The sequence below is a fragment of the Bifidobacterium sp. LH_424 genome, from assembly GCF_056356895.1.
In genome coordinates this window covers 25,786-47,844 of the sequence record NZ_JBKEVC010000008.1, presented here as the reverse complement: position 1 = coordinate 47,844, position 22,059 = coordinate 25,786, and the positions used below count along the sequence as shown (strand labels likewise).

The following is a 22,059-nucleotide window of genomic DNA, read 5'->3' as shown; positions in this document are numbered from 1 at the left end:
GAGGGGGTCATTCATATGCGGCCATATGCGCCGGCCGACCCGCTCAATCGAGCAGGCCGACCGATCATCAGACGATGGCGGTCGGATCGTCGTCCGAACCCGCGGCGTCGGTGCCGGCGGCGTCGCCGTCGTCACCGGGGAGCTTCAGGTCGGAGCCGTCCGCGTCGCCGCCGAAGTCGGCGGTGCCGCCCTGGTCGTCCAGGAAGTCGTCCGGGTTGAAGTCCTCGCCGAGCTTCAGGTCGCCGAAATCGATGTTGGAGAAGTCCACATCGTTGATGTCGCCGTCGGTGAAGTCGAGGCCCTCGCCGTCGTCGCCACCGCCCAGACCGAAGTTCGGGTAGATGGTGTCGCGGATCGCCTTGTCCGGCTCGACCACCGCGTTGCGGTAGCGGGCCAGGCCGGTGCCGGCCGGGATGAGCTTACCGATGATGACGTTCTCCTTGAGACCCTTCAGGTCATCGACCTTCTGGTTCAGGGCGGCGTCGGTGAGCACGCGGGTCGTCTCCTGGAAGGAGGCGGCGGACAGCCACGAATCGGTGGCCAGCGAGGCCTTCGTGATGCCCATGAGCTCCGGACGGCCGGAGGCCGGCTTCTTGCCCGCCTGCACGGCGGCCTTGTTGACCTCGCGGAAGCGCTGCTGGTCGACCAGCTCGCCGGGCAGCAGGTCGGTCTCGCCGGAGTCGATCACGGTGATGCGACGGCTCATCTGGTGGACGATGACCTCGATGTGCTTGTCGTGGATGTCCACGCCCTGGGAGCGGTACACGTTGTGCACCTCCTCCACGATGTTCATCTGGGCGGCGCGCTTGTTGAGGATGCGCAGGATCTTCTTCGGATCGACGGAACCCTCGATGAGCTGCGTGCCGGTGGCGACGTGCTCGCCGTCCTTCACCAGCAGCGGGACGCGGCGCGACACGTTGTACGTGATCGGCTTGATCTCGCCGTCCTCGACCGGGGCGCCGGAGTCGGCGTCCGGGGTGAGGATGACCTGGCGGCCGCGGTCGCCGTCCACCACCTTGATGGTGCCGGCGAACTCGGCGATCGGGGACTCGCCCTTCGGCGTACGGGCTTCGAAAAGCTCGGTGACACGCGGAAGACCCTGGGTGATATCGGAGGCCGAGGCGACGCCGCCGGAGTGGAAGGAACGCAGCGTCAGCTGGGTACCCGGCTCGCCGATGGACTGGGCCGCGACGATGCCGACGGTCTCGCCGACGTCGACCAGCTTGTTGGTGGCCATCGACCAGCCGTAGCACTTCGCGCACACGCCGCGCTTGGAGGCGCAGGAGAGCACGGAACGGCACTTGACGAACTCGACGCCGTGGGCGACGAGGTCGTTGAGCACGTCCATCGACAGGGCGTCGTCGCGCTTGTACAGCACGGTCTTGCCGTCGGCCGGGTCGATGACGTCGGCCGCGAGCAGACGGGAGTACGGGCCGCCGTCCGCGTTCTTGACGAGCACGAGGTTGCCGTCGGCGTCGCGGTCGGCCACGCGGATGTCGATGCCCTGCTTGGTGCCGCAGTCCTCCTCGCGGACGATCACGTCCTGGGAGACGTCGACCAGACGACGGGTCAGGTAGCCCGACTCGGCGGTACGCAGTGCGGTATCGGCCAGACCCTTGCGGGCGCCGTGCTGGGAGATGAAGTACTCCAGCACGGACAGGCCGTCGCGGTAGTTGGACTTCACCGGACGGGGGATGATCTCGCCCTTCGGGTTGGCCACGAGGCCACGCATGCCGGCGATCTGGTTGATCTGCATCATGTTGCCTCGCGCGCCCGACTGGACGATGATGGCGAGGTTGTTGAGCGGATCGAAGTCGTGCTCGACGGCCTTCGACACCTCGGCGGTGCACTTCGTCCACAGGTCGATGAGCTCCTGGCGGCGCTCCTCCTCGGTCAGAAGACCCATCTCGAAGTTGTCGTTGACCTGGGCGGCCTCGTCCTCGTACTTGGCGACGAGGGTGTTGCGCTCGCCCGGCTCGATGACGTCGGAGAACGCGAAGGACACGCCGGACCACGGCGCGCGGGTGAAGCCGAGATCCTTCAGGGCGTCCAGCGAGGCGGCCACCTGGGCGGTGGAGTAGCGGGTCGCGATGTCGTCGACGATCTTCGCCAGACGCTTCTTGCCGACCTGCTCGTTGACGAACGGGTAGTCGACCGGCAGGGTCTGGTTGAACAGGACGCGACCGTAGGAGGTGGCGAACAGGGCGGTGCCGTCCTGGAAACGCTCCTCCTTGACGACGGTCTCGCCGTTCTGGGCGTCCGGATCGGCGACCTTGAGCTCGCCCGGCTCCCAGTTGGCCGGCAGGACGAAGTCCTTCGGCACGCGGATGAGCACCTTGGCCTGCATGTCGATCTCGTGCAGGTCGAGCGCCATCTCGGCCTCGGCCAGCGAGGAGAACACGCGGCCTTGGCCCTTGACGCCCTCCACCACGGTGGACAGGTAGTACAGGCCGAGGATCATGTCCTGGGACGGCATGGTCACGGTGTGGCCGTCGGCCGGCTTCAGGATGTTGTCGGAGGCCATCATCAGCGAGCGGGCCTCGGCCTGGGCCTCGGCGGACAGCGGCAGGTGGACGGCCATCTGGTCGCCGTCGAAGTCGGCGTTGAACGCGGCGCAGGCGAGCGGCGGCAGGTGGATGGCCTTGCCCTCGACCAGGATCGGCTCGAACGCCTGGATGCCCAGACGGTGCAGCGTAGGCGCGCGGTTGAGGAGCACCGGATGCTCGGAGATGACCTCCTCGAGCACGCCGTACACCTCGGTGTCGCCGCGGTCGACCATGCGCTTCGCGCTCTTCATGTTCTGCGCGTAGTTCATGTCGACGAGACGCTTGATGACGAACGGCTTGAACAGCTCGAGCGCCATCGGCTTCGGCAGGCCGCACTGGTGCATGCGCAGCGACGGGCCGACGACGATCACGGAACGGCCGGAGTAGTCGACGCGCTTGCCGAGCAGGTTCTGGCGGAAGCGGCCCTGCTTGCCCTTGAGCATGTCGGACAGGGACTTGAGCGGGCGGTTCGAGGCGCCGGTGACCGGACGGCCGCGGCGGCCGTTGTCGAACAGGGAGTCGACGGCCTCCTGGAGCATGCGCTTCTCGTTGTTGAGCATGATCTCCGGGGCGCCGAGCTCGATGAGGCGCTTCAGACGGTTGTTGCGGTTGATGACGCGACGGTACAGGTCGTTGAGGTCGGAGGTCGCGAAGCGGCCGCCGTCCAGCTGGACCATCGGGCGCAGGTCCGGCGGGATGACCGGGATCACGTCGAGCACCATGGCCTCCGGCTTGTTGCCGGTGGACAGGAACGCGTTGACGACCTTGAGGCGCTTCAGGGCCTTGGTCTTGCGCTGCTCCGACGCGTCCTTGATCTCCTCGCGCAGCTCGGCGGCGATGGCCTCGAGGTCGAGGGACTGCAGGCGCTTCTTGACCGCCTCGGCGCCCATGGAGCCCTCGAAGTAGTCCTCGTAGCGGTCCTGCATCTCGCGCCACAGGTCCACGTCGTCGATGATGTCGCCGGCCTTGAGCTTCTTGAACTTGTCGAACACGGCGTTCAGACGCGCGATCTGGTCGTCGTAGCGCTGGCGGATGGCCGCCATGTCGCGCTCGGCGCCGTTGCGCAGCTTGGCCTTCGCGGCGCCCTTGGCCTCGCCGGCCTCCTCGAGCTCGTGCAGATCGGCCTCGACCTTCTTGGCGCGGTCCTCGATCTCGACGTTGCGGCGCTTCTCGAAGTTCGCGATCTCGTGGTCGAACTCGTCCTGCAGGTCCGGCAGGTCCTGGTGACGCTGCTCCTCGTTCACGGCGGTGACCATGTAGGAGGCGAAGTAGATGACCTTCTCCAGGTCCTTCGGGGTCACGTTGAGCATGTAGCCCAGACGGGACGGGACGCCCTTGAAGAACCAGATGTGGGTGACCGGGGCGGCCAGCTCGATGTGGCCCATGCGCTCGCGGCGGACGCGGGAGCGGGTGACCTCCACGCCGCATCGCTCGCACACGATGCCCTTGAAGCGCACGCGCTTGTACTTGCCGCAGGCGCACTCCCAGTCACGGGTCGGTCCGAAGATCTGCTCGCCGAACAGACCGTCCTTCTCCGGCTTCAGGGTGCGGTAGTTGATGGTTTCGGGCTTCTTGACCTCGCCGTGGCTCCAGCCGCGGATATCGTCCGCGGTGGCCAGGCCGATGCGAAGCTTGTCGAATGCGTTGACGTCCAGCACTGTTGTTTTCGTCCTTACTTACGCTTGCTTACGGTTCTCGATGGGTCTCACTGGTACTCGGGCTGAGCGGCGGCCTGGTCTTCCTTCGCGGCCGCGTCGGGGCGGGCGCCGATGTTGAAGCCGAGGTCGTCGGAGGAGCCGGCCGGATCGTCGTCCTCGTCCTTCATGTCGATGGCCTGGCCTTCGGCGTTGAGCACCTCGACGTTCAGGGACAGGGACTGCATTTCCTTGAGGAGCACCTTGAAGGACTCGGGGATGCCCGCCGGCGGCAGGTTCTCGCCCTTGACGATCGCGCCGTAGACGCGCACGCGGCCGTCCACGTCGTCGGACTTGGTGGTCATCATCTCGTGCAGCGTGTACGCGGCGCCGTAGGCCTCGAGGGCCCACACCTCCATCTCGCCGAAGCGCTGGCCGCCGAACTGCGCCTTGCCGCCCAGCGGCTGCTGGGTGATCATCGAGTACGGGCCGGTGGAGCGGGCGTGGATCTTGTCGTCGACCAGGTGGTGGAGCTTCAGCATGTACATGTAGCCCACGGAGATCGGACGCGCGAACGGCTCGCCGGTGCGGCCGTCGAACAGCGTGGCCTTGCCGTCCGGGCCGACCAGACGGTCGCCGTCGCGGTTCGGCAGCGTGGTGGACAGCAGGCCCTTGAGCACGTCCGGCTTGACGCCGTCGAACACCGGGGTCGCGACCGGGGTGCCCGGCTCGGCCTTCTCGGCGCCGGAGGGGACGAGCTTCTTCCACTCGGCCTCGAGGTCCGGATCGAGGGAGATGTCCCAGCCGGAGTGCGCGATCCAGCCGAGGTGCAGCTCGAGCACCTGGCCGAGGTTCATTCGGGACGGCACGCCGAGCGGGTTCAACATGATGTCGACCGGGGTGCCGTCGGCGAGGAACGGCATGTCCTCCTCGGGCAGGATGCGGGAGATGCAGCCCTTGTTGCCGTGGCGGCCGGAGAGCTTGTCGCCCACCGTGATCTTGCGGTGCTGGGCGATGTAGACGCGGATCATCTGGTTCACGCCGTTGGGCAGCTCGTCGCCGTCCTCCTCGGCGTCCTCGCGGGTGATCTCCTTGACGCCGATGACCGTGCCGGTCTCGCCGTGGGGCACGCGCAGCGAGGTGTCGCGCACCTCGCGGGACTTCTCGCCGAAGATGGCGCGCAGCAGGCGCTCCTCCGGGGTCAGCTCGGTCTCGCCCTTCGGCGTGACCTTGCCGACGAGGATGTCGCCGGCCTCGACCTCGGCGCCGATGCGGATGATGCCGCGCTCGTCGAGGTTCGCGACCGCGTCCTCGCCGACGTTCGGCAGGTCGCGGGTGATCTCCTCGGCGCCCAGCTTGGTCTCGCGGGCGTCGATCTCGTACTCCTCGATGTGGATGGAGGAGAGCGTGTCGTCCTGGACGAGACGCTGGGAGATGATCACGGCGTCCTCGTAGTTGTAGCCGTTCCACGGCATGAACGCGATGAGCAGGTTCTTGCCGAGGGCCAGCTCGCCCTTCTCGATCGCCGGGCCGTCGGCCATCACGGTGCCGGCCTCGACGCGCTCGCCGTCGTGGACGATCGGACGCTGGTTGTAGCAGGTGGTCTGGTTGGAACGCTGGAACTTGGCCAGCTTGTAGGAGCTGGTCGTGCCGTCGTCGTTCATCACGCGGATCATGTCGGCGGAGACGTAGGTGACCACGCCGTCCTTCTCCGACTTGATGACGTCGCCGGAGTCGTTGGCGGCGCGCCACTCGGAGCCGGTGCCGACGAGCGGGCGCTCGGACTCGATCAGCGGGACGGCCTGGCGCTGCATGTTGGTGCCCATGAGCGCTCGGTGGCCCTCGTCGTGCTCGAGGAACGGGATCAGCGAGGCGCCAAGGGAGACCATCTGACGCGGGGAGACGTCCATGTAGTCGACCTGGCTGACGGGCACATCGACCGCCTCCTCCTCGCCGACTCGGGCGAGGGCGGACTTCTGGACGAAGTTGCCGTTCTTGTCGAGCTCCTGGTTGGCCTGGGCGATCACGTGGTCGAGATCGCGGTCGGCGGTCATGTACTCGACCTCGTCGGTGACGTGGCCGTCGACGACCTTGCGGTACGGGGTCTCGATGAAGCCGAACGGGTTGACGCGGCCGAAGGTCGCCAGCGAGCCGATGAGGCCGATGTTCGGGCCTTCAGGGGACTCGATCGGGCACATGCGGCCGAAGTGGGACGGGTGCACGTCGCGCACCTCCATGGAGGCGCGGTCGCGGGACAGGCCGCCGGGGCCCAGCGCGGAGAGACGACGCTTGTTCGTCACGCCGGACAGCGGGTTGTTCTGGTCCATGAACTGCGACAGCTGCGAGGTGCCGAAGAACTCCTTGATGGTGGCGTTCACCGGGCGGATGTTGATCAGGGACTGCGGGGTGATCGCCTCGGCGTCCTGCGTGGTCATGCGCTCACGCACGACGCGCTCCATGCGGGACAGGCCGGTGCGCAGCTGGTTCTGAATCAGCTCGCCGACCTGGCGGATACGACGGTTGCCGAAGTGGTCGATGTCGTCGACGTCGACGCGCAGGTCGACGTCCTCGCCGTTGCGCTTGCCCGGGAAGGTGTCCTTACCGTCGTGCAGCGTGCACAGGTACTTGATCGTCGCGATGATGTCCTCGCGGTGCAGGGAACGGTCGTTGACCTCGTTCTCCAGGCCCAGCTTGCGGTCGATCTTGTAGCGGCCGACGCGGGCCAGATCGTAGCGCTTCGTGTTGAAGTAGAAGGAGTCGAGCAGGTTCTTGCCCGCGTCCGGGGTCGGGGTGTCGGCCGGGCGGATCTTGCGGTACAGGTCGACGAGGGCCTCGTCCTGGGTCTGGAGGGTCTCCTTCTCCAGGGCGTCGAGCACCAGCGGGTAGTCCTTGAACGCCTCGCGGATCTCCTGCTTGGTCATGCCGATGGCCATGAGGAACACGATCGCGGACTGCTTGCGCTTGCGGTCCACGCGCACCTGCGGCTGGTCCTTCTTGTCGATCTCGAACTCGAGCCACGCGCCGCGCGACGGGATGATCTTCGCGCCGAAGACCTCCTTGTCGGAGGTGCGGTCCTGCTGGCGGTCGAAGTAGACGCCCGGGGAGCGCACGAGCTGGGAGACGATGACGCGCTCGGTGCCGCCGATGATGAACGTGCCGTGCGCGGTCTGCAGCGGGAAGTCGCCCATGAACACGGTCTGGGACTTGATCTCGCCGGTTTCGCCGTTCTCGAACTCGGCGTTCACGTACAGCGGGGCGGAGTAGGTGTAGTCCTTCTCCTTGCACTCCTGGACCGTGTGGCGCGGCTCCTCGAAGTACGGGTCGGAGAAGGTGAGGGACATGGTCTGCGCGAAGTTCTCAATCGGGGAGATCTCGTTGAAGACCTCGTCGAGGCCGGAGACGTGCGGCGTGGTGACCGTGCCGTTCTCCTCGTCCTTCGCGACGCGCGCCTTCCAGCGTTCGTTGCCGATCAGCCAGTCGAAGCTGTCGGTCTGGACGCCCAGGAGGTAGGGCACGTCGATGGGTTCCTTGATGGAACCGAAGTTCACGCGATCCGACGCCTTGTGCAGGTCGATGTCGTGCTGGTCGGCGCGTGCGGTGATGGTGGTGGTGTTCGTCGTAGCTTCAGTAGCCAATGGACGTTCCTTATCGCTCGCTATGTGTTCGTTTTCCCCGTCGAAGCGCGCATGGCCACCATATGCCTATGCGAGCTTCGTTGTGTGGAGGCATGCCCGCAATATGACACACCGTATGCAAATTACAAAGAATAGCGGTATGTAAGGACTTTCATCGCACCGTCATCGCACTTCGATGTTGACCTTCTCGCTGACGACCTTGGGGGCGTCCTTGAGGCTCAATTGGGCGGTGTACGCGCCGCGGTCCACCTTCGGCAGGTCGTCCTGGCTCTCCACGCATTCCGAGCCCGTGCGGTTCGCGCCCCACGTGAGCGTCTGCACGTCCTTGTCGCCCTTCGCCATGAGCAGCATCCTCGCGTCCGCCGGGCACGAATCGGACCTCCACACGGTCTGTCCGTTCGACGAGATCGTGAGCACGCGCCCCGAATCGGAGGCGTCGACGAGGCAGGAGTCCGCGCCCTCATGCTCGATCGTCGCGACGAAGTCGATCGAACCGCCGACCGCCACGGTCGCGGCCTTCGCGGTGAGCGTCAGACGCGTGTCCTTCGTGGAGCAGTTCCGCACGCCGGTGCTGCGGTGCGGCGTGGGAGCCCCGTCGCGTTCCAGCGCGACGCGGCTCACACTGCCGTACGTCGCACCCCACACCGCGCCGACGCCGCGCGACAGGCTGTACCCGCAGAACACGATGAGCGCGAGCGCGAGCAGCTGCACGATGCCGACGACGATGCGACGACGACGATAGATCGCACGCTGCCGCTTGTTCAGCTTGCGTTTGCGCTGCTTGCCCATACCCGTTCCACCTTGTGCCATAGTGCCTTTCAGTCTATCGCGTCCATTGCGTCCATCGCGTCTATCGTGGCAGCCGGATCGCGCCGCCGGGGAGGATCTCGATGAGACCGTCCTCGTCGAGGCCCGCCACGCAGGTGTCGAGCTGCGCGCGGTCCTTCCACAACGTCTCGACCGTCGCACGCTCCAACACGGACCCGGACGGCAGCCTGCGCAACGCGTCGAGGACGATGCCGCGCACCTGGCGGTCCGTGCCCCGGAACCGCTGCCGGGGCCGCGTGCGCCGCTCCCCCAGCCCGGGCCGGCCCGCGGCGAGGAACGCGCAGTCGTCGCGCACCGGGCAATGGTCGCACAGCGGGTTCTTCGCCGTGCACACGAGCGCGCCCAGCTCCATCACCGACTGGTTCCACGTGACGGAGGGGATGCGTGGAACGTCGTGTGAAACGTCATGTGAAACATCACTGGAATCCCGTGGAACATCGCGTGGAACATCGCGTGGAACATCACCGTCATCATCATCGGTTCCGGCACGATCGCCTCCGTCATCGCGCGGAAGGACGACGGCGGCGAGCGCGCGTTCCGCCGCGCTCGCCGCGCCGCCACGCGACTCCTCACCCGCGAACACGCGCGCGAGGACGCGACGGATGTTCGTGTCGACGACGGCGATCCGCTCGCCATACGCGAAACTCATCACCGCGCTCGCCGTGTAGTCGCCGACGCCGGGCAACGCGACCAACGCGTCGTACGTGCGCGGCAGGGCGTCGCCGCACTCACCGGCGACGACGCGCGCGCACTCCTGCAGGCGCAGGGCGCGGCGGGGGTAGCCGAGACGGCCCCACGCGGTGATCACGTCGGATTTCGGCGCGGCGGCGAGCGCGGCCGCATCCGGCCACTTCGCCATCCACGCGGTCCAGTACGGCACGACGCGGCTCATCTGCGTCTGCTGGCTCATCACCTCCGACACGAGGATCCCCCACGGCGTCGTGCGGCCGAAGCGCCACGGCAGGTCGCGGGCGTTCGCCTCCCACCATGCGGCGAGACGCAGGCGGACGCGCGCGGCACGGGCGGACGCGGACATGCCGGCTGGCGAGTCCACGGCAACAGTATCGGTCATGCCGAGGTCACCGGCCGCCGGCGAAGTTCAGCTGGCGCCAGGCCTCGTAGATCGCGATCGACGCGCAGTTCGTGAGGTTGAGGCTGCGCAGCGACGGGCGCATCGGCAGCCTGACCTGCTCGGCGACGTGCGGGCCGGCCATGATGTCCATCGGATCGGGGATGTTGCCCGGCTCCGGCCCGAACAGGAGGATGTCGGTCGGCTTGTATTCGATCTCCGTGTACAGCTTCGTCGCGTGCGCGGTGAACGCGATGATGCGCGAGTTCGGCATCGACTCGACGAGATTCTCGAAGTTCGGATGCAGCACCACATGCGCCATGTCATGGTAGTCGAGGCCGGCGCGGCGCAGCTTCGTGTCGCGCAGGTTGAAGCCGAGCGGCTCCACGAGGTGCAGGATCGTGCCGGTCACCGCGCACAGGCGGATCGCGGAACCGGTGTTGCCGGGGATGCGCGGGCTGTAGTAGCACAGGTGCGGGGTGACGGTCTCCGCCTCGGCCGCCTTCTCTGCGGTGAGCATCGCGTCGACCACGCTGATCGGGTTGCCGTGCGCGTCGGTCACGAGCTCGTCCGGCCCGTAGTTCGACTTGCGGTAGCCGTATTCGAACATCTTCTCGACTTTGTCTTCCGGGTTTCCGTTTTCACTCATATCGCCACCGTCATCCCTTGTTCATCGTGATTGCGGATCGTACGCGCCGCTCCTAGCGGATCGCGACCGACAATCGAGCATAGGGCATGCTCTGCCCGACACGGATGCCGGGCGGGCAGAAGGCCGGGCATGGCCCCGGCGGAGCCATGCCGGATACGGATGACTGCACATGACGAAGGAACCGGACGCTACGGGAAACGCGTGCGTCAGACGTTGCGGAGATGCTTGCAATCGGCACCTAATCGGCATCGAAACGGCACCTAATCAGCATCAAACTGCGTTACGAGGGGTGCTTTGCGACGTCCACCGACAGACATCTCGCTTACGAGGGGTACCCGATCATGCGAAGGGACTACCAAAATGGCACGATCCCGGGGAATCGCACTGTCGATACCCGTCCTCACGCCGCAGCGGATACCCCTCGCAAGAGAAATGGCGATCCGCGCCCTGACGGAAGCACCCCTTCCAATGCAGATAGCCTTCACACCGGACGCCCCGCCCGAGGAATCCGCCCAGAGAATCCGTCTTGCCGGGACAGGCCCCGGCGCAAGAAAACCCGGACAAAGCGGTTGTTTCCCGGGATTCCTTGCACTGAAAACCCGTCAGCGCAAGAAAACCCGGATGAAGCGGTTGTTTTCCGGGATTCCTTGCGCTGAGAACCGGTCAGCGCAACTATTCCCGGACAAAGCGGTTGTTTTCCGGGATTCCTTGCGCCGGAAGGGGAGACGGAGGACTGGCGGTACGTTCGCGGGGATGACTTCGGTTCCCGAACGAATCGGTCCCCCCGTGTACGGATCAGTTCTTGAAGCTGTGGATCGGGGCGGGGATGCGGCCGCCGCGGGTGACGAACGCCTCGCACGAGGTCTGGTTGACCGGGATGATCGGCGCGTAGCCCATGAGTCCGCCGAAGTTCGCCATCTCGCCGACGCCCTTGCCCTCGACCGGGATGACGCGCACGGCGGTGGTCTTCTGGTTGACCATGCCGATGGCCGCCTCGTCGGCGATGATGCCCGAGATCGTCGCGGCAGACGTGTCGCCCGGGATCGCGATCATGTCGAGACCGACCGAGCACACGCAGGTCATCGCCTCGAGCTTCTCGATGGTGAGGCAGCCGTTGCCGGCCGCGTCGATCATGTTCTTGTCCTCGGAGACCGGGATGAACGCGCCGGACAGACCGCCCACGTAGGAGGACGCCATGATGCCGCCCTTCTTCACCTGATCGTTGAGCATCGCGAGCGCGGCGGTCGTGCCGGGCGCGCCCACCTGTTCGAGACCGATCTTCTCGAGAACCTCGCCGACGGAATCGCCCACGGCCGGGGTCGGCGCGAGCGACAGGTCGATGATGCCGAACGGCACGCCCAATCGTCGCGACGCCTCCTGCGCGACCAGCTGGCCGACGCGCGTGATCTTGAACGCGGTGCGCTTGATCGTCTCGCACAGGAACTCGAAGTCCTTGCCCTTCGCGGCGTCGAGCGCGCGCGAGACGACGCCGGGGCCGGAGACGCCCACGTTGATGACCGCGTCGCCCTCGGTCACGCCGTGGAAGCCGCCCGCCATGAACGGGTTGTCGTCGGGCACGTTGCAGAACGCGACGAACTTCACGCAGCCGTAGGAGTCGATGTCGGCGGTGGCGTGCGCGATGTCCTTGACGATGTGGCCGAGCAGCTCGACCGCGTTCATGTCGATGCCGGTCTTCGTGGAGCCGACGTTGACGGACGAGCAGACCACCTCGGTCTCGGAGAGCGCCTGCGGCAGGGAGCGGATGAGCAGCTCCTCGGCCGGGGTCATCGCCTTCGAGACGAGCGCCGAGTAGCCGCCGATCAGGTTGACGCCGACCTCCTTGGCCGCGCGGTCAAGCGCGTGGGCGATCTTGACGAAGTCCCCGGAGGTCTTGCAGCAGCTCGCGCCGACCAGCGAGATCGGGGTGACGGTGATGCGCTTGTTGACGATCGGGATGCCGTAGTCGCGTTCGATGTCCTCGCCGGTGGAGACGAGGTCCTTCGCGTACGTGGTGATCTTGCGGTAGATGTTGTCGCAGGTCTCGTCGACGTCGTCGCTCGCGCAGTCGAGCAGCGAGATGCCCATCGTGATGGTGCGCACGTCGAGCTTCTCCTGCTCGATCATCTGGTTGGTCTCGTGGACCTCCATGATATTCAGCATGGTTCTTCCTTTCGGCTCGGTCCGGCGAGGCTAGATGCGGTGCATCTTGGTGAAGATCTCCTCGCGCTGGCAGCGGATGCGCACGCCGATGTCGTCGCCGAGGTCCTCGAGGTTGCCGACCATGGCGCTGAACTCCTTATCGGAGTTCGCGTAGTCGACGATCATCATCATGTTGAAGTAGCCGTCGATGATGGTCTGGGAGATGTCGAGCACGTTGACGCTGTGCTGCGAGAGGTAGGTGCACACGCGTGCGATGATGCCGACCGTATCCTGGCCGACGACGGTGATGATTGCCTTGTTCATGGCGCTCCCTGAATGGTTTGGTGTGATGTCCGGTGATGCCGGTCCGGTTTGGGGATTGGCTCGGAGAATACGGAAAACGGGTGTTCACCAGTATAGGTGAACACCCGTTGGTGCGTCATGGAACGTCCACGACGGAATCGCCTCCCTCTGACGAGGGAGGTGCCGGCCGTCGGGCCGGCGGAGGGAGAGACCCCGGCACGAAGTCCACGGTTTCTCTCCCTCAGTCCGCTTCGCGGCCAGCTCCCTCGTCAGAGGGAGCCATAACAAGGACGCTACGCGGCGAGCTTCTTCTCGCCGGTTTCGACGGCCTCGTCGACCTCGACCGGGGTCATCTCCGGTTCGCGGCGGGCATGCTCCTTCAGCGCGAACGAGAAGGCGAGCACGAGCACGATGAGCGCGAGCCCGAACAGGTAGCCGTAGCGGGAGCCGTCCACGAAGCCCCGCGCCGGATCGGTGCCGCCGCCGGCCGTGTAGGTCGCCTGGCCGAGGCCGAGCAGGCAGGTGGCGACGGCGGTGGAGATGGCGCCGCACACCTGCTGCATCGTGTTGAGGATCGTGCTGCCGTCGGCGGCCATGCGGCCCGGCAGCGCCTTCAGCGCGGCGGACTGCGTGGACTGCTGGATGAACGGGATGCCGACCATCACGATGATATGCGCGGCGAGGAACAGGGCGACGGGCGAACCGGCGCCGATCGCGAAGAACAGCGCGCCGCCGACCGCGGTCATCGCCACGCCGATCCAGACGAGACGACGCGCGCCGTGGCGGTCGAACAGTCGGCCGGCGCCGAGCGTGCACAGCGCGTTGACGATGCCGCCGGGCAGCATGAGCAGGCCGGCGACGGTGGAGCTCAGGCCGAGGCCGCGCTGCAGCTCCTGCGGCACGAGGTACATGAACGCGAGCGTGCAGGCGAACGAGCAGGAGACCATGATGGCCGGCGTGCGGAACGCCGCGATGCCGAGCGCGCGCAGGTCGAGCAGCGGCGTGGCGATGGTGAGCTGGCGGTGCGCGTAGAAGGCGAGGACGACGACGCCGACGACGAGCAGTCCGATGACGGCCGGCGAGAAGCCCATGTCGCTCACGAGGCTCACGCCGGCGACGAGGCAGCCGAAGCCGAGCGCGGACGCGAGGATGGAGAGCACGTCGACGGCCGGACGGGTGCGTTCGATCGGCGTGACGAAGAACAGCGCGGTGCAGGCAATCGCGATGGCGGCGATCACGGCGAACAAGGCGAAGATCGCACGCCAGGAGATGGCGCCGATGAGCGCGCCGGCGACGGTCGGGCCGACGACCGGCGCGAACATGACGACGAGGCCGGCCACGCCGTTGGCGGCACCAATCTTCGACGGCGGGAACACGCGCATGATCGCGGCGTACAGGGTGGGCAGCACGATGCCGGTGCTCACGCCCTGCACGATGCGGCCGGCGAGCAGCACCGGGAACGTGGTCGCCACGGTGCACACGAGCGCGCCGACGAGGAAGCAGGCGAGCGCGAACAGCACGAGCGTCTTCGCCTTGACCCACTTGAGCAGGAAGCCGACGCACGGCAGCACGATGCCGATGGCGAGCATGTAGCCGACGACCATCCACTGCGCGGTGCCGGAGGAGACGGAGAACTCGTCCATCAGATCGGGGATGGCGATGTTCATCGACGTCTCGGACAGCATGCCGAGGAACGCGCCGAAGTACAGGCCGAGCATCACGCGGTGCGGATGCGCGAAGCGCGGGGCGGGGGCGCCGCCGGGCACGGGGGTCGCGACCTCGTAGGAGACGTGGTCGAGATGCGGCTTGGCGGTCGCGGAACCAGCCACGGAACCAGCCACGGAGCCGGCGGCCTGGCCACCGGAGACGGAATCATTGCGGACGGTTGTCTGATCGGACAACGGAAAACCTCTTCTTGTCTGTATCGATGCGTCGCCGCCGGGCGATTCCCACACATGGGCGGCATACCGCAGACATGACCGCAGACATGACCGCATGCCGCAGACATGGCCGCGTACGCCGCGCGTTTCGCGGGAAACGCGCGGCGGCGGCATCATCGGCGGGGAATCGAGAACCCCTAACGTCCGGGTCCCGACGGCAACGAAAAACCGCATGCCCCAAGGCGGAGAATGCGCCGGAGGCATGCGGTTATCAAGTCGAGATGTGACCGTAGTACGTTTTCCGTTTTTTCGTAAGCGAGCCGGGCGTGTCGCGGAAAATCCCGCGTGCGGGAACCTCCCCCAGTCCGCCGACGTTTCGCCTCCCTCTGACGAGGGAGGTGTCATCGCGAAGCGATGACGGAGGGAGAGACCGGAGCGGCCGCAGGCCGCGGAAGATACGGCATCGGCCGAAGGCCGATTCGTTTTTTCCCGCGCCCTGCGGCCGCTGTCTCTCCCCCAGTCAGCCTGCGGCTGACAGCCCCCTCCTCAGAGGGGGCCGAAGAACGTCGCGCTCACCGCCTGCGCCCGGTGTCACGCACCGTGGTCTCCGCGGTTTTGGCGGCGGCGGGGGTGATGCCGCGTTCGCGCGCGGCCTGCTTCATCTTCGGGTTCTCCGGTCCCTCGTTGGGCGGCAGCTGGCATAGCCACTCCCCCACGAGTCCGACGATCATGTCCGCGAGGCAGATCACGCCGGTCACCGCGCACTCGGTCACCGCCTGCGCGTAGAACTCGGCCTCCATGTGCCCGATGGACGGGATGATCTGGCCGAAATACCACCCGGCGAGCGCCGCCCCCGCCAACGCCAGCGCCTTGGCGAGCACGAGCGTGTGGAACGCGATCGTCGGGTTGATGAACGTGTGCGGCCGTTTGCGCGGGTCGGTGGTCGCGTACTTGTGCACGTTGATTGCGAGCACGAGCACGAGCACGCCGATGGCGACGAGCAACGCCGCGACGAACCAGGGCGCGCCGATCAGCGTGAGCCCGTACCGTTCGCCCAATACGGCGACGCCCGCGCCGGCTGCCAGTCCCAGCGCCAGGCCGAGCGCCGGCTGCCACCATGGTGTCCTATGCGCCTTCATCTCGTGTCCTTCCGTTCGTCCGTCACCGGGGAGTTCCCGCGTATCCGCACGCCCCGGCGTTTCCCGTCATTTCGCGCCGATGATCCAGTTGTCGCTCAGCTGACCGACCATGCCCGCGTCGGGCGCCATCGCAAGCAGGAACGAGACCGGGTCGCCGCCGAGCGTGGCGTTCGGGTCCATGTCCATCCACGGTGCGAGCACGGAGGCGTGGGTTTTGGCCGACGGCCATGGCACGCGGCAGTCCGGCTCGTCCGCGGTCACGTGCTCCATGTCGACGAGGTCGAGGTCAATCGCGCCGTCGTGCGTGCCTTCGATGGTGCCGAGCGCGGCGATCAGCGCGCGTGCGCCGAGCTTCGTCTCGATCTGGATGACGGCGCTCATCGCGTCCGGCCCGTCGAAGCTGCTCACATGGTAGAGCGGCGAGATGCCGTCGACCTGGCTGCCGGGCAGTCCGTCGATGGCGACGATCGCCTCGCGGAACAGGTGTTCCGCGTCGGTGGAGGTCGAGTCCATCGAGATGACGGCCTTGAGCGGCACGGTCGCGCCATCCGTGGAACCGGTTCCGGCGTCATCGGCACCCGTGCCCGCGTCGGATGCGCCGGCATCACCGGAATCACCGTTCCGCGTCCCGCTCATCCAGTCGCCGACGACGCGCTCGACCGGCGGCTCGTCGCCGTCCGCCTCGGTGAGCAGCCCTTCGGCGAGTTCGTTCACCGGGCCGCCGTGCAGGCCGGGAAGGTCGGCGTGCGGGTCGAGCGCCGCCCACGGCACGAGCACGAACGCCCGCTGCCATGCGCGCGGATGCGGCAGCGTCAGGTCGGGCGCGTCGGATTCGACGCCGTCGTAGTCGATGATGTCAAGGTCGAGCGTGCGGCTCGCCCAGTGGGTTTCACGCGTGCGCCCGTGGTCGCGTTCGATGCGCTGGAGCGCGTCGAGCAACGTGCGCGCGTCGAGCGTGGTCGTCGCCTCGACCACGGCGTTGAGGAAGTCGGGGGTGCCGTCGGCCATGCCCCACGCGGCGGTGCGGTAGAGCGGCGAGACGCCGGTGACCTGCGTGCCGTCGAGCGCGTCGATGCGGCGCACCGCGTCACGCAACGTCGCTTCGACGTCGCCCTGGTTGCCGCCGAGCGCGATGACGACGCGATGCGAGGCACCGTCGCCGGATGTCGCAGCACCATCGCCGGCGTCCGTCGCCGCGGCCGCGCCGGCGGTGTCCGTCGCGCCGTTCCCGGCGGACGCCGCGCCGCGCGTGCGCGTGATGCGCACGGCGACGTCGTCGAACGGCACGGTGATTGGCGCGTGCGGCTTGTGCACGGTCACGTCGACCGTGCGGATCGGATTGATGGCGAGCAGTCTGTCGGCGATATCCTGCGCGAGTTTCTCGATGAGGTCGACGTGGTCGCCTTCGATGACGTCGACGATCGTCTTGGCGGCGCGGCCGTAGTCGACGGTGTCGCCGAGCGCGTCGGAGCGGCCGGCGGCGGCGAGGCCGAGGTGGAGGGTCGCGTCGACGACGAACGGCTGCGCACGCTCGTGCTCGAAGTCGAGCACGCCGTGCGTCCCGTTCGCCCGCACGCCGGTCAAAGTGATCGTGTCCATGTCAGTTCCTTCCGTCTCGTCTTCCGGCACCCCCTCAGTCCGACTCCGTCGGACAGCTCCCCCTTCCAGGGGGAGCTGGCGGCCGCAGGCCGACTGAGGGGGCATAGGTCACCTCGCGTATTCGCGCCACGTGTCGCCGACGGCGACGGCGGCGCGGCTGCGGGCGACGTCGTGGACGCGCACCGCCCACGCGCCGTGTTCCGCGCATAGGGCGCTGAACGCGGCGGTGGCGTCGTCGCGCGCGTCCATCGTGACGTCCGTGAATCCGGCATTGTCGAGGATCGCGGTGACGAAGCGTTTGCGCGACTGCCCGATGAGCACCGGGTAGCCGGTCGCGCGGAACCGGTCGAGTCCGGTGAGCAGCGGCAGATTGTGCGCGATGCCGGGCTTCGAGAATCCGAGACCCGGATCGATGATGATGCGTTCGGGGGCGACGCCGGCGGCGAGCACCGCGTCGACCTGGCGCATGAGCTCGTCGTGCACGTCCTGCAATACGCCGTGCTCGTAGTGCGACGTGTCGGCGTCGGGGGTGCCGGTCTTGGAGCCGGCGAGCCAGCCGCGCCAATGCTGGACGATGTACAGGCAGTCGTGGTCGGCGACGACGTGCGGCAGTTCGGTGTCGAGCGTGCCGCCGGACACGTCGTTGATGATCTGCGCGCCGCCGTCGAGCGCCGCGGCGGCGACGGTCGCACGCGTCGTGTCGATGGACAGCGTCGCGCCGGCCGGGATGAGCGCCTCGACCGCACCGGTGATGCGCGCGAGCTCGTCCTCCTCGCTCACGCGCTTCGCGCCGGGACGCGTCGATTCGGCGCCGATGTCGATGATGTCCGCGCCGGCGGCCATCATCGCGCGTCCGTGGTCGGCGGCGGCGCGCGGGTCGAGCCAGAGGCCGCCGTCGGAGAACGAGTCCTCGGTGATGTTGAGCACGCCCATGACGAGCGTGTGCGTGGCGTCGTGCAGCGCCTTGAGATCGATTGCGGAATCGGTTGCCATGTGAGTACCCCCTCAGTCCCGCTCCGCGGGACAGCTCCCCCTCAAGGGGGGGGGGAGCAATATACAAAATATTCTGCTCCCCCTTGAGGGGGAGCTGGCGGCCGCAGGCCGACTGAGGGGGTGTACCGCCGCCCCCGGAACCGCCTAGCGGCTCATGATGAGGCTCATGGCCTCGGCGCGGGTGGCGGGGTTGCGCAGGAGGCCCCGCACCGCGGACGTGACCGTGCGCGCCTCGGACTTCTTCACGCCGCGCATCGACATGCACAGGTGTTCACATTCGGTGACGACGATCACGCCGCGCGCGCCCGCGTATTCGACGAGCGCGTCGGCGATCTGCTGGGTGAGGCGCTCCTGGACCTGCGGCCGACGCGCGTACACCTCGACGAGCCGGGCGAGCTTGCTCAGCCCCATGACCCCGTCTTTGGCGGGGATGTAGCCGACGTGGGCGACGCCGTGGAACGGCAGCAGATGATGCTCGCATACCGAATACAGTTCGATGTTCTTGACGAGCACGAGCTCGTCGGTGTCCACGTCGAAATGCTTCTCGAGCACATGCTCCGGCGACGCGCCGAGTCCGGCGAACAGTTCGCGGCCGGCGCGCGCGATGCGGTCCGGCGTCTCGACCAGCCCCTCGCGGTCCGGATCCTCGCCGATCGCCTTGAGGAACATGCGCACGGCCTTGCGCACGCCGTCCTCGTCGTAGGCGGGACCGTCGGCCGCGGCCTCGCCGCGCGGCTGGCTCGCGGCGATATGCCCGCGGGGAGACTGCGGCAGGGAGACCTGCAGGGCGGAGCCGTCCTGCGCGGCGCGGGACTGCGCCTGCGCCGGGGCACCCGGTCCGCCGTGGCCGGCGTGGTGCGGCCTCGCCTGCACCATGCCGGGCTTGCGGGAGACGTCACCGGACGGCTTGGCGTCGGAGACCTCGCGGACCGGTGACGGCGAGTCCGGCAGGGAGATGTTCTGCGCGTGCCTGGCCATGCGTCACTCCCCCGGCTTCATGCCGACCGAGCGCTTGAGCGATTCGGGGATCTCGACGGGCGGCAGGTCGGAGTCGGGGCGACGTTCGTCGGACAGCCACACCTGGCGGACCGGCGCCTTGCGGATTGGCGCGAAGATCGCGGCGAGCTCCTTCTCGTTCAGCGTCTCCTTGACGAGCAGCTGGCGCACGAGCTCGTCGAGGATGTCACGGTTCTCGTTGATGATGTTCCACGCCTCGGTGTGCGCGGTCTCGACGAGCTTGAGCACCTCCTCGTCGATGACCTCGGCGGTGCGGTTCGAGTAGTTGTGCGGCGCGAGGCTGCCCAGATCACCGCTCTGGTCCTCGTCGTCCGCCCACTTGATCGCACCGAGCTTCGAGGAGAAGCCGTACTGGGTGATCATCGTGCGGGCGATGTTCGTCGCCTTCTCGATGTCGTTGGAGGCGCCGGTGGTCGGATCGTGGAAGACGATCTCCTCGGCGGTGCGGCCGCCCATCGCGTACGCCATCTGGTCGAGCAGCTGGTTGCGCGACTGCGAGTAGCGGTCGGAGGTGGGCATCACGGCGGTGTAGCCGAGCGCGCGGCCTCGCGGCAGGATCGTCACCTTGGTGACCGGGTCCGTGTTGTGCAGCGCTGCGGCGACGAGCGCGTGGCCGCCCTCGTGGTAGGCGGTGTTGCGCAGCTCGTCGAGGGCCATGCCCTTCGACTTGCGCTTCGGGCCGGCCTGGACGCGGTCGATGGCCTCGTCGATGGCGCGGTTGTCGATGAGCTGGGCACCGGCGCGGGCGCACAGCAGGGCCGCCTCGTTGAGCACGTTGGCCAGATCGGCGCCGGTGAAGCCCGGCGTGCGGACGGCGACCATGTGCAGGTCGACGTCGGGGACGAACGGCTTGCCCTTCGCGTGCACCTTGAGGATCGCCTCGCGGCCTTCGAGGTCCGGCGCGGCGACGCCCACCTGGCGGTCGAAACGGCCCGGGCGCAGCAAGGCCGGGTCGAGCACGTCGGGACGGTTCGTCGCGGCGATGATGATGAGGTTCGTGTCGTTGTCGAAGCCGTCCATCTCGACGAGCAGCTGGTTGAGCGTCTGCTCGCGCTCGTCGTGCCCGCCGGACATGCCGGAGCCGCGCTTGCGGCCGACGGCGTCGATCTCGTCGATGAAGATGATCGCCGGGGCGTTCTTCTTCGCCTCGTCGAACAGGTCGCGCACGCGGGAGGCGCCGAGACCGACGAACATCTCGACGAAGTCGGAGCCGGCCATCGCGTAGAACGGCACGCCCGCCTCACCGGCGATGGCGCGCGCGAGCAGCGTCTTGCCGGTGCCGGGAGGGCCGTACAGGAGCACGCCGCGCGGGATGCGCGCGCCGAGCGCCTTGTACTTGGACGGGTCCTTGAGGAAGTCCTTGATCTCCTCGACCTCGGCGAGCGCCTCGTCCTCGCCGGCCACGTCGGAGAACTTCGTGGTCGGGGTCTGGCCTTCGAGCAGCTTGCCGTTGTTCTTCTTGCCGCCCATGCCGAGCATGCCGGAGGCGCCGCCCATGCGGCTCATCAGCCACCAGAACAGCGCGAAGAAGATCACGAACGGCAGGATCGAGGTGATGAGGTAGCTCATCATGCTGGTCTGCTCGATGTCGGCGCTCCAGCCCTTCGACGGGTCGGCCTTCTGGACGGCCTTGAGGATATCCTGCCCCTGCGCGAACGTGTAGTAGAACTGGACCTTGTCGCCGTAGTTGTGGTTCTTGCCGGTGTCCGGGTCCTGCTTGTTGAAGTCGCTCTTGAGTTCGAGCGTGACCTTCTGCTTGTTGTCGACGATCTTCGCGTAGGTCACCTGACCGCCGTTGAGCAGCTGCAGGCCGTCCTTGGTGTCGATGGTCTGCGCACCGGTGCCGGCGAACATCTGGAACATCATGGCGACGAGCACGACCACGACGGCGCCCCACAGCCACGGGGACTGCCAGAACGGCTTGTCGCCGCCGTTCTTGTCGCCCTTACGGTTCGGCTTGTTGCCGTTGCCGTTGTTGCCGTTATCGTTGTTGCGGCGGAACGGATTGTTGAACGGGTTGCCGTTGCCGCCGTTGTTCGGCTGCCCGGGCCCCTGGGGGAAACTCATGCCTGTTCTCCTTGATACACTGCCGGCTTGAGCACGGCGATCGAGTCGAGATTGCGGTACCGCTCGTCATAGTCCAGGCCGAATCCGACGACGAATTCGTCCGGGATCTCCAGCCCCTTGTACTTCACGTCCACGTCCACCTCGCGGCGGGCGGGCTTCTCCAGCAGGGCGAAGATCTCCACCGAGGCGGCCCCGCGCCGCTTCAGCTCCTCGACCAGCCAAGCCAGCGTACGACCTGAGTCAACGATATCCTCGACGATGAGAATGTGCCGACCGCGAACATCGGTCGACAGATCCTGGCGGATCGTCACGGTGCCGCTGGAGACGGTGCCCGAACCGTAGCTGGACAGGCTCATGAAGTCGATCTGGCAGGGGATGGAGAGCGCCTGCGAGAACGCGGCAAGCGTGTTCACCGCCCCCTTGAGCACGGCGACGAGCAGCGGGTCCTTCCCCTGGTAGTCCTCGCTCGCCTGCGCCGCGGCATGCTCGATGATGGCGTGGATCTTCTCTGCACTGACCAGCTCGTGGTCGATGTCTTCTTGTACGTCAGCGATTCGCATG

General features: G+C 67.3%; 14 protein-coding genes. All 14 read right to left on the bottom strand.

Annotated features, from left to right (window positions below):
• Positions 1 to 67: 67 nt before the first annotated feature.
• A complete protein-coding gene (locus tag AC1AYP_RS07515; RefSeq protein ID WP_476503116.1) occupies positions 68 to 4,204 on the bottom strand; it encodes a DNA-directed RNA polymerase subunit beta' in 4,137 nt (1,378 codons plus the stop codon).
• A gap of 47 nt (positions 4,205 to 4,251) precedes the next feature.
• Positions 4,252 to 7,815, bottom strand: a complete 3,564-nt coding sequence (rpoB, locus tag AC1AYP_RS07510) for a DNA-directed RNA polymerase subunit beta (RefSeq protein WP_476503115.1) — start codon at positions 7,813 to 7,815, stop codon at positions 4,252 to 4,254.
• Positions 7,816 to 7,977: 162 nt separating this feature from the next.
• A complete protein-coding gene (locus tag AC1AYP_RS07505; protein WP_476547330.1) occupies positions 7,978 to 8,625 on the bottom strand; it encodes a hypothetical protein in 648 nt (215 codons plus the stop codon).
• Positions 8,626 to 8,665: 40 nt separating this feature from the next.
• Entirely contained in the window at positions 8,666 to 9,679 is a 1,014-nt protein-coding gene (locus AC1AYP_RS07500) for an HhH-GPD family protein (RefSeq protein ID WP_476547404.1), read from the bottom strand.
• Positions 9,680 to 9,722: 43 nt separating this feature from the next.
• Positions 9,723 to 10,361 (bottom strand): tRNA (cytidine(34)-2'-O)-methyltransferase, encoded by a 639-nt coding sequence (locus AC1AYP_RS07495; protein ID WP_476531381.1) that lies wholly within the window; start codon positions 10,359 to 10,361, stop codon positions 9,723 to 9,725.
• Positions 10,362 to 11,156: 795 nt separating this feature from the next.
• Positions 11,157 to 12,521 carry a DUF711 family protein gene (locus AC1AYP_RS07490; RefSeq protein WP_476503112.1) on the bottom strand — a complete coding sequence of 455 codons (1,365 nt, stop codon included), beginning with the start codon at positions 12,519 to 12,521 and terminating at the stop codon, positions 11,157 to 11,159.
• A gap of 30 nt (positions 12,522 to 12,551) precedes the next feature.
• Positions 12,552 to 12,824: an ACT domain-containing protein gene (locus tag AC1AYP_RS07485; protein ID WP_476547328.1), complete on the bottom strand. Its 273-nt coding sequence runs from the start codon at positions 12,822 to 12,824 to the stop codon at positions 12,552 to 12,554.
• Positions 12,825 to 13,096: 272 nt separating this feature from the next.
• A complete protein-coding gene (locus AC1AYP_RS07480) occupies positions 13,097 to 14,569 on the bottom strand; it encodes a DHA2 family efflux MFS transporter permease subunit (protein WP_476547402.1) in 1,473 nt (490 codons plus the stop codon).
• Between the two features lie 686 nt (positions 14,570 to 15,255).
• The gene (locus AC1AYP_RS07475) at positions 15,256 to 15,822 is read right to left on the bottom strand and encodes a DUF3180 domain-containing protein (RefSeq protein ID WP_476547326.1); all 567 of its coding nucleotides are present in this window, start codon (positions 15,820 to 15,822) and stop codon (positions 15,256 to 15,258) included.
• A 66-nt stretch (positions 15,823 to 15,888) separates the two neighbouring features.
• Positions 15,889 to 17,421 carry a 2-amino-4-hydroxy-6-hydroxymethyldihydropteridine diphosphokinase gene (gene folK, locus AC1AYP_RS07470; protein WP_476547324.1) on the bottom strand — a complete coding sequence of 511 codons (1,533 nt, stop codon included), beginning with the start codon at positions 17,419 to 17,421 and terminating at the stop codon, positions 15,889 to 15,891.
• 108 nt (positions 17,422 to 17,529) lie between these two features.
• On the bottom strand, positions 17,530 to 18,414 hold the full coding sequence (gene folP, locus AC1AYP_RS07465) for a dihydropteroate synthase (RefSeq protein WP_476547322.1): 885 nt from the start codon (positions 18,412 to 18,414) through the stop codon (positions 17,530 to 17,532).
• A gap of 144 nt (positions 18,415 to 18,558) precedes the next feature.
• Positions 18,559 to 19,164 (bottom strand): GTP cyclohydrolase I FolE, encoded by a 606-nt coding sequence (gene folE / locus AC1AYP_RS07460; protein WP_476503130.1) that lies wholly within the window; start codon positions 19,162 to 19,164, stop codon positions 18,559 to 18,561.
• A 231-nt stretch (positions 19,165 to 19,395) separates the two neighbouring features.
• Entirely contained in the window at positions 19,396 to 21,498 is a 2,103-nt protein-coding gene (gene ftsH / locus AC1AYP_RS07455; protein WP_476547320.1) for an ATP-dependent zinc metalloprotease FtsH, read from the bottom strand.
• Complete coding sequence (hpt, locus tag AC1AYP_RS07450; RefSeq protein WP_476503107.1) at positions 21,495 to 22,058, bottom strand: hypoxanthine phosphoribosyltransferase; 564 nt, start codon at positions 22,056 to 22,058, stop codon at positions 21,495 to 21,497. Before hpt ends, ftsH begins: the two co-directional genes overlap by 4 nt.
• Position 22,059 lies beyond the last annotated feature (1 nt).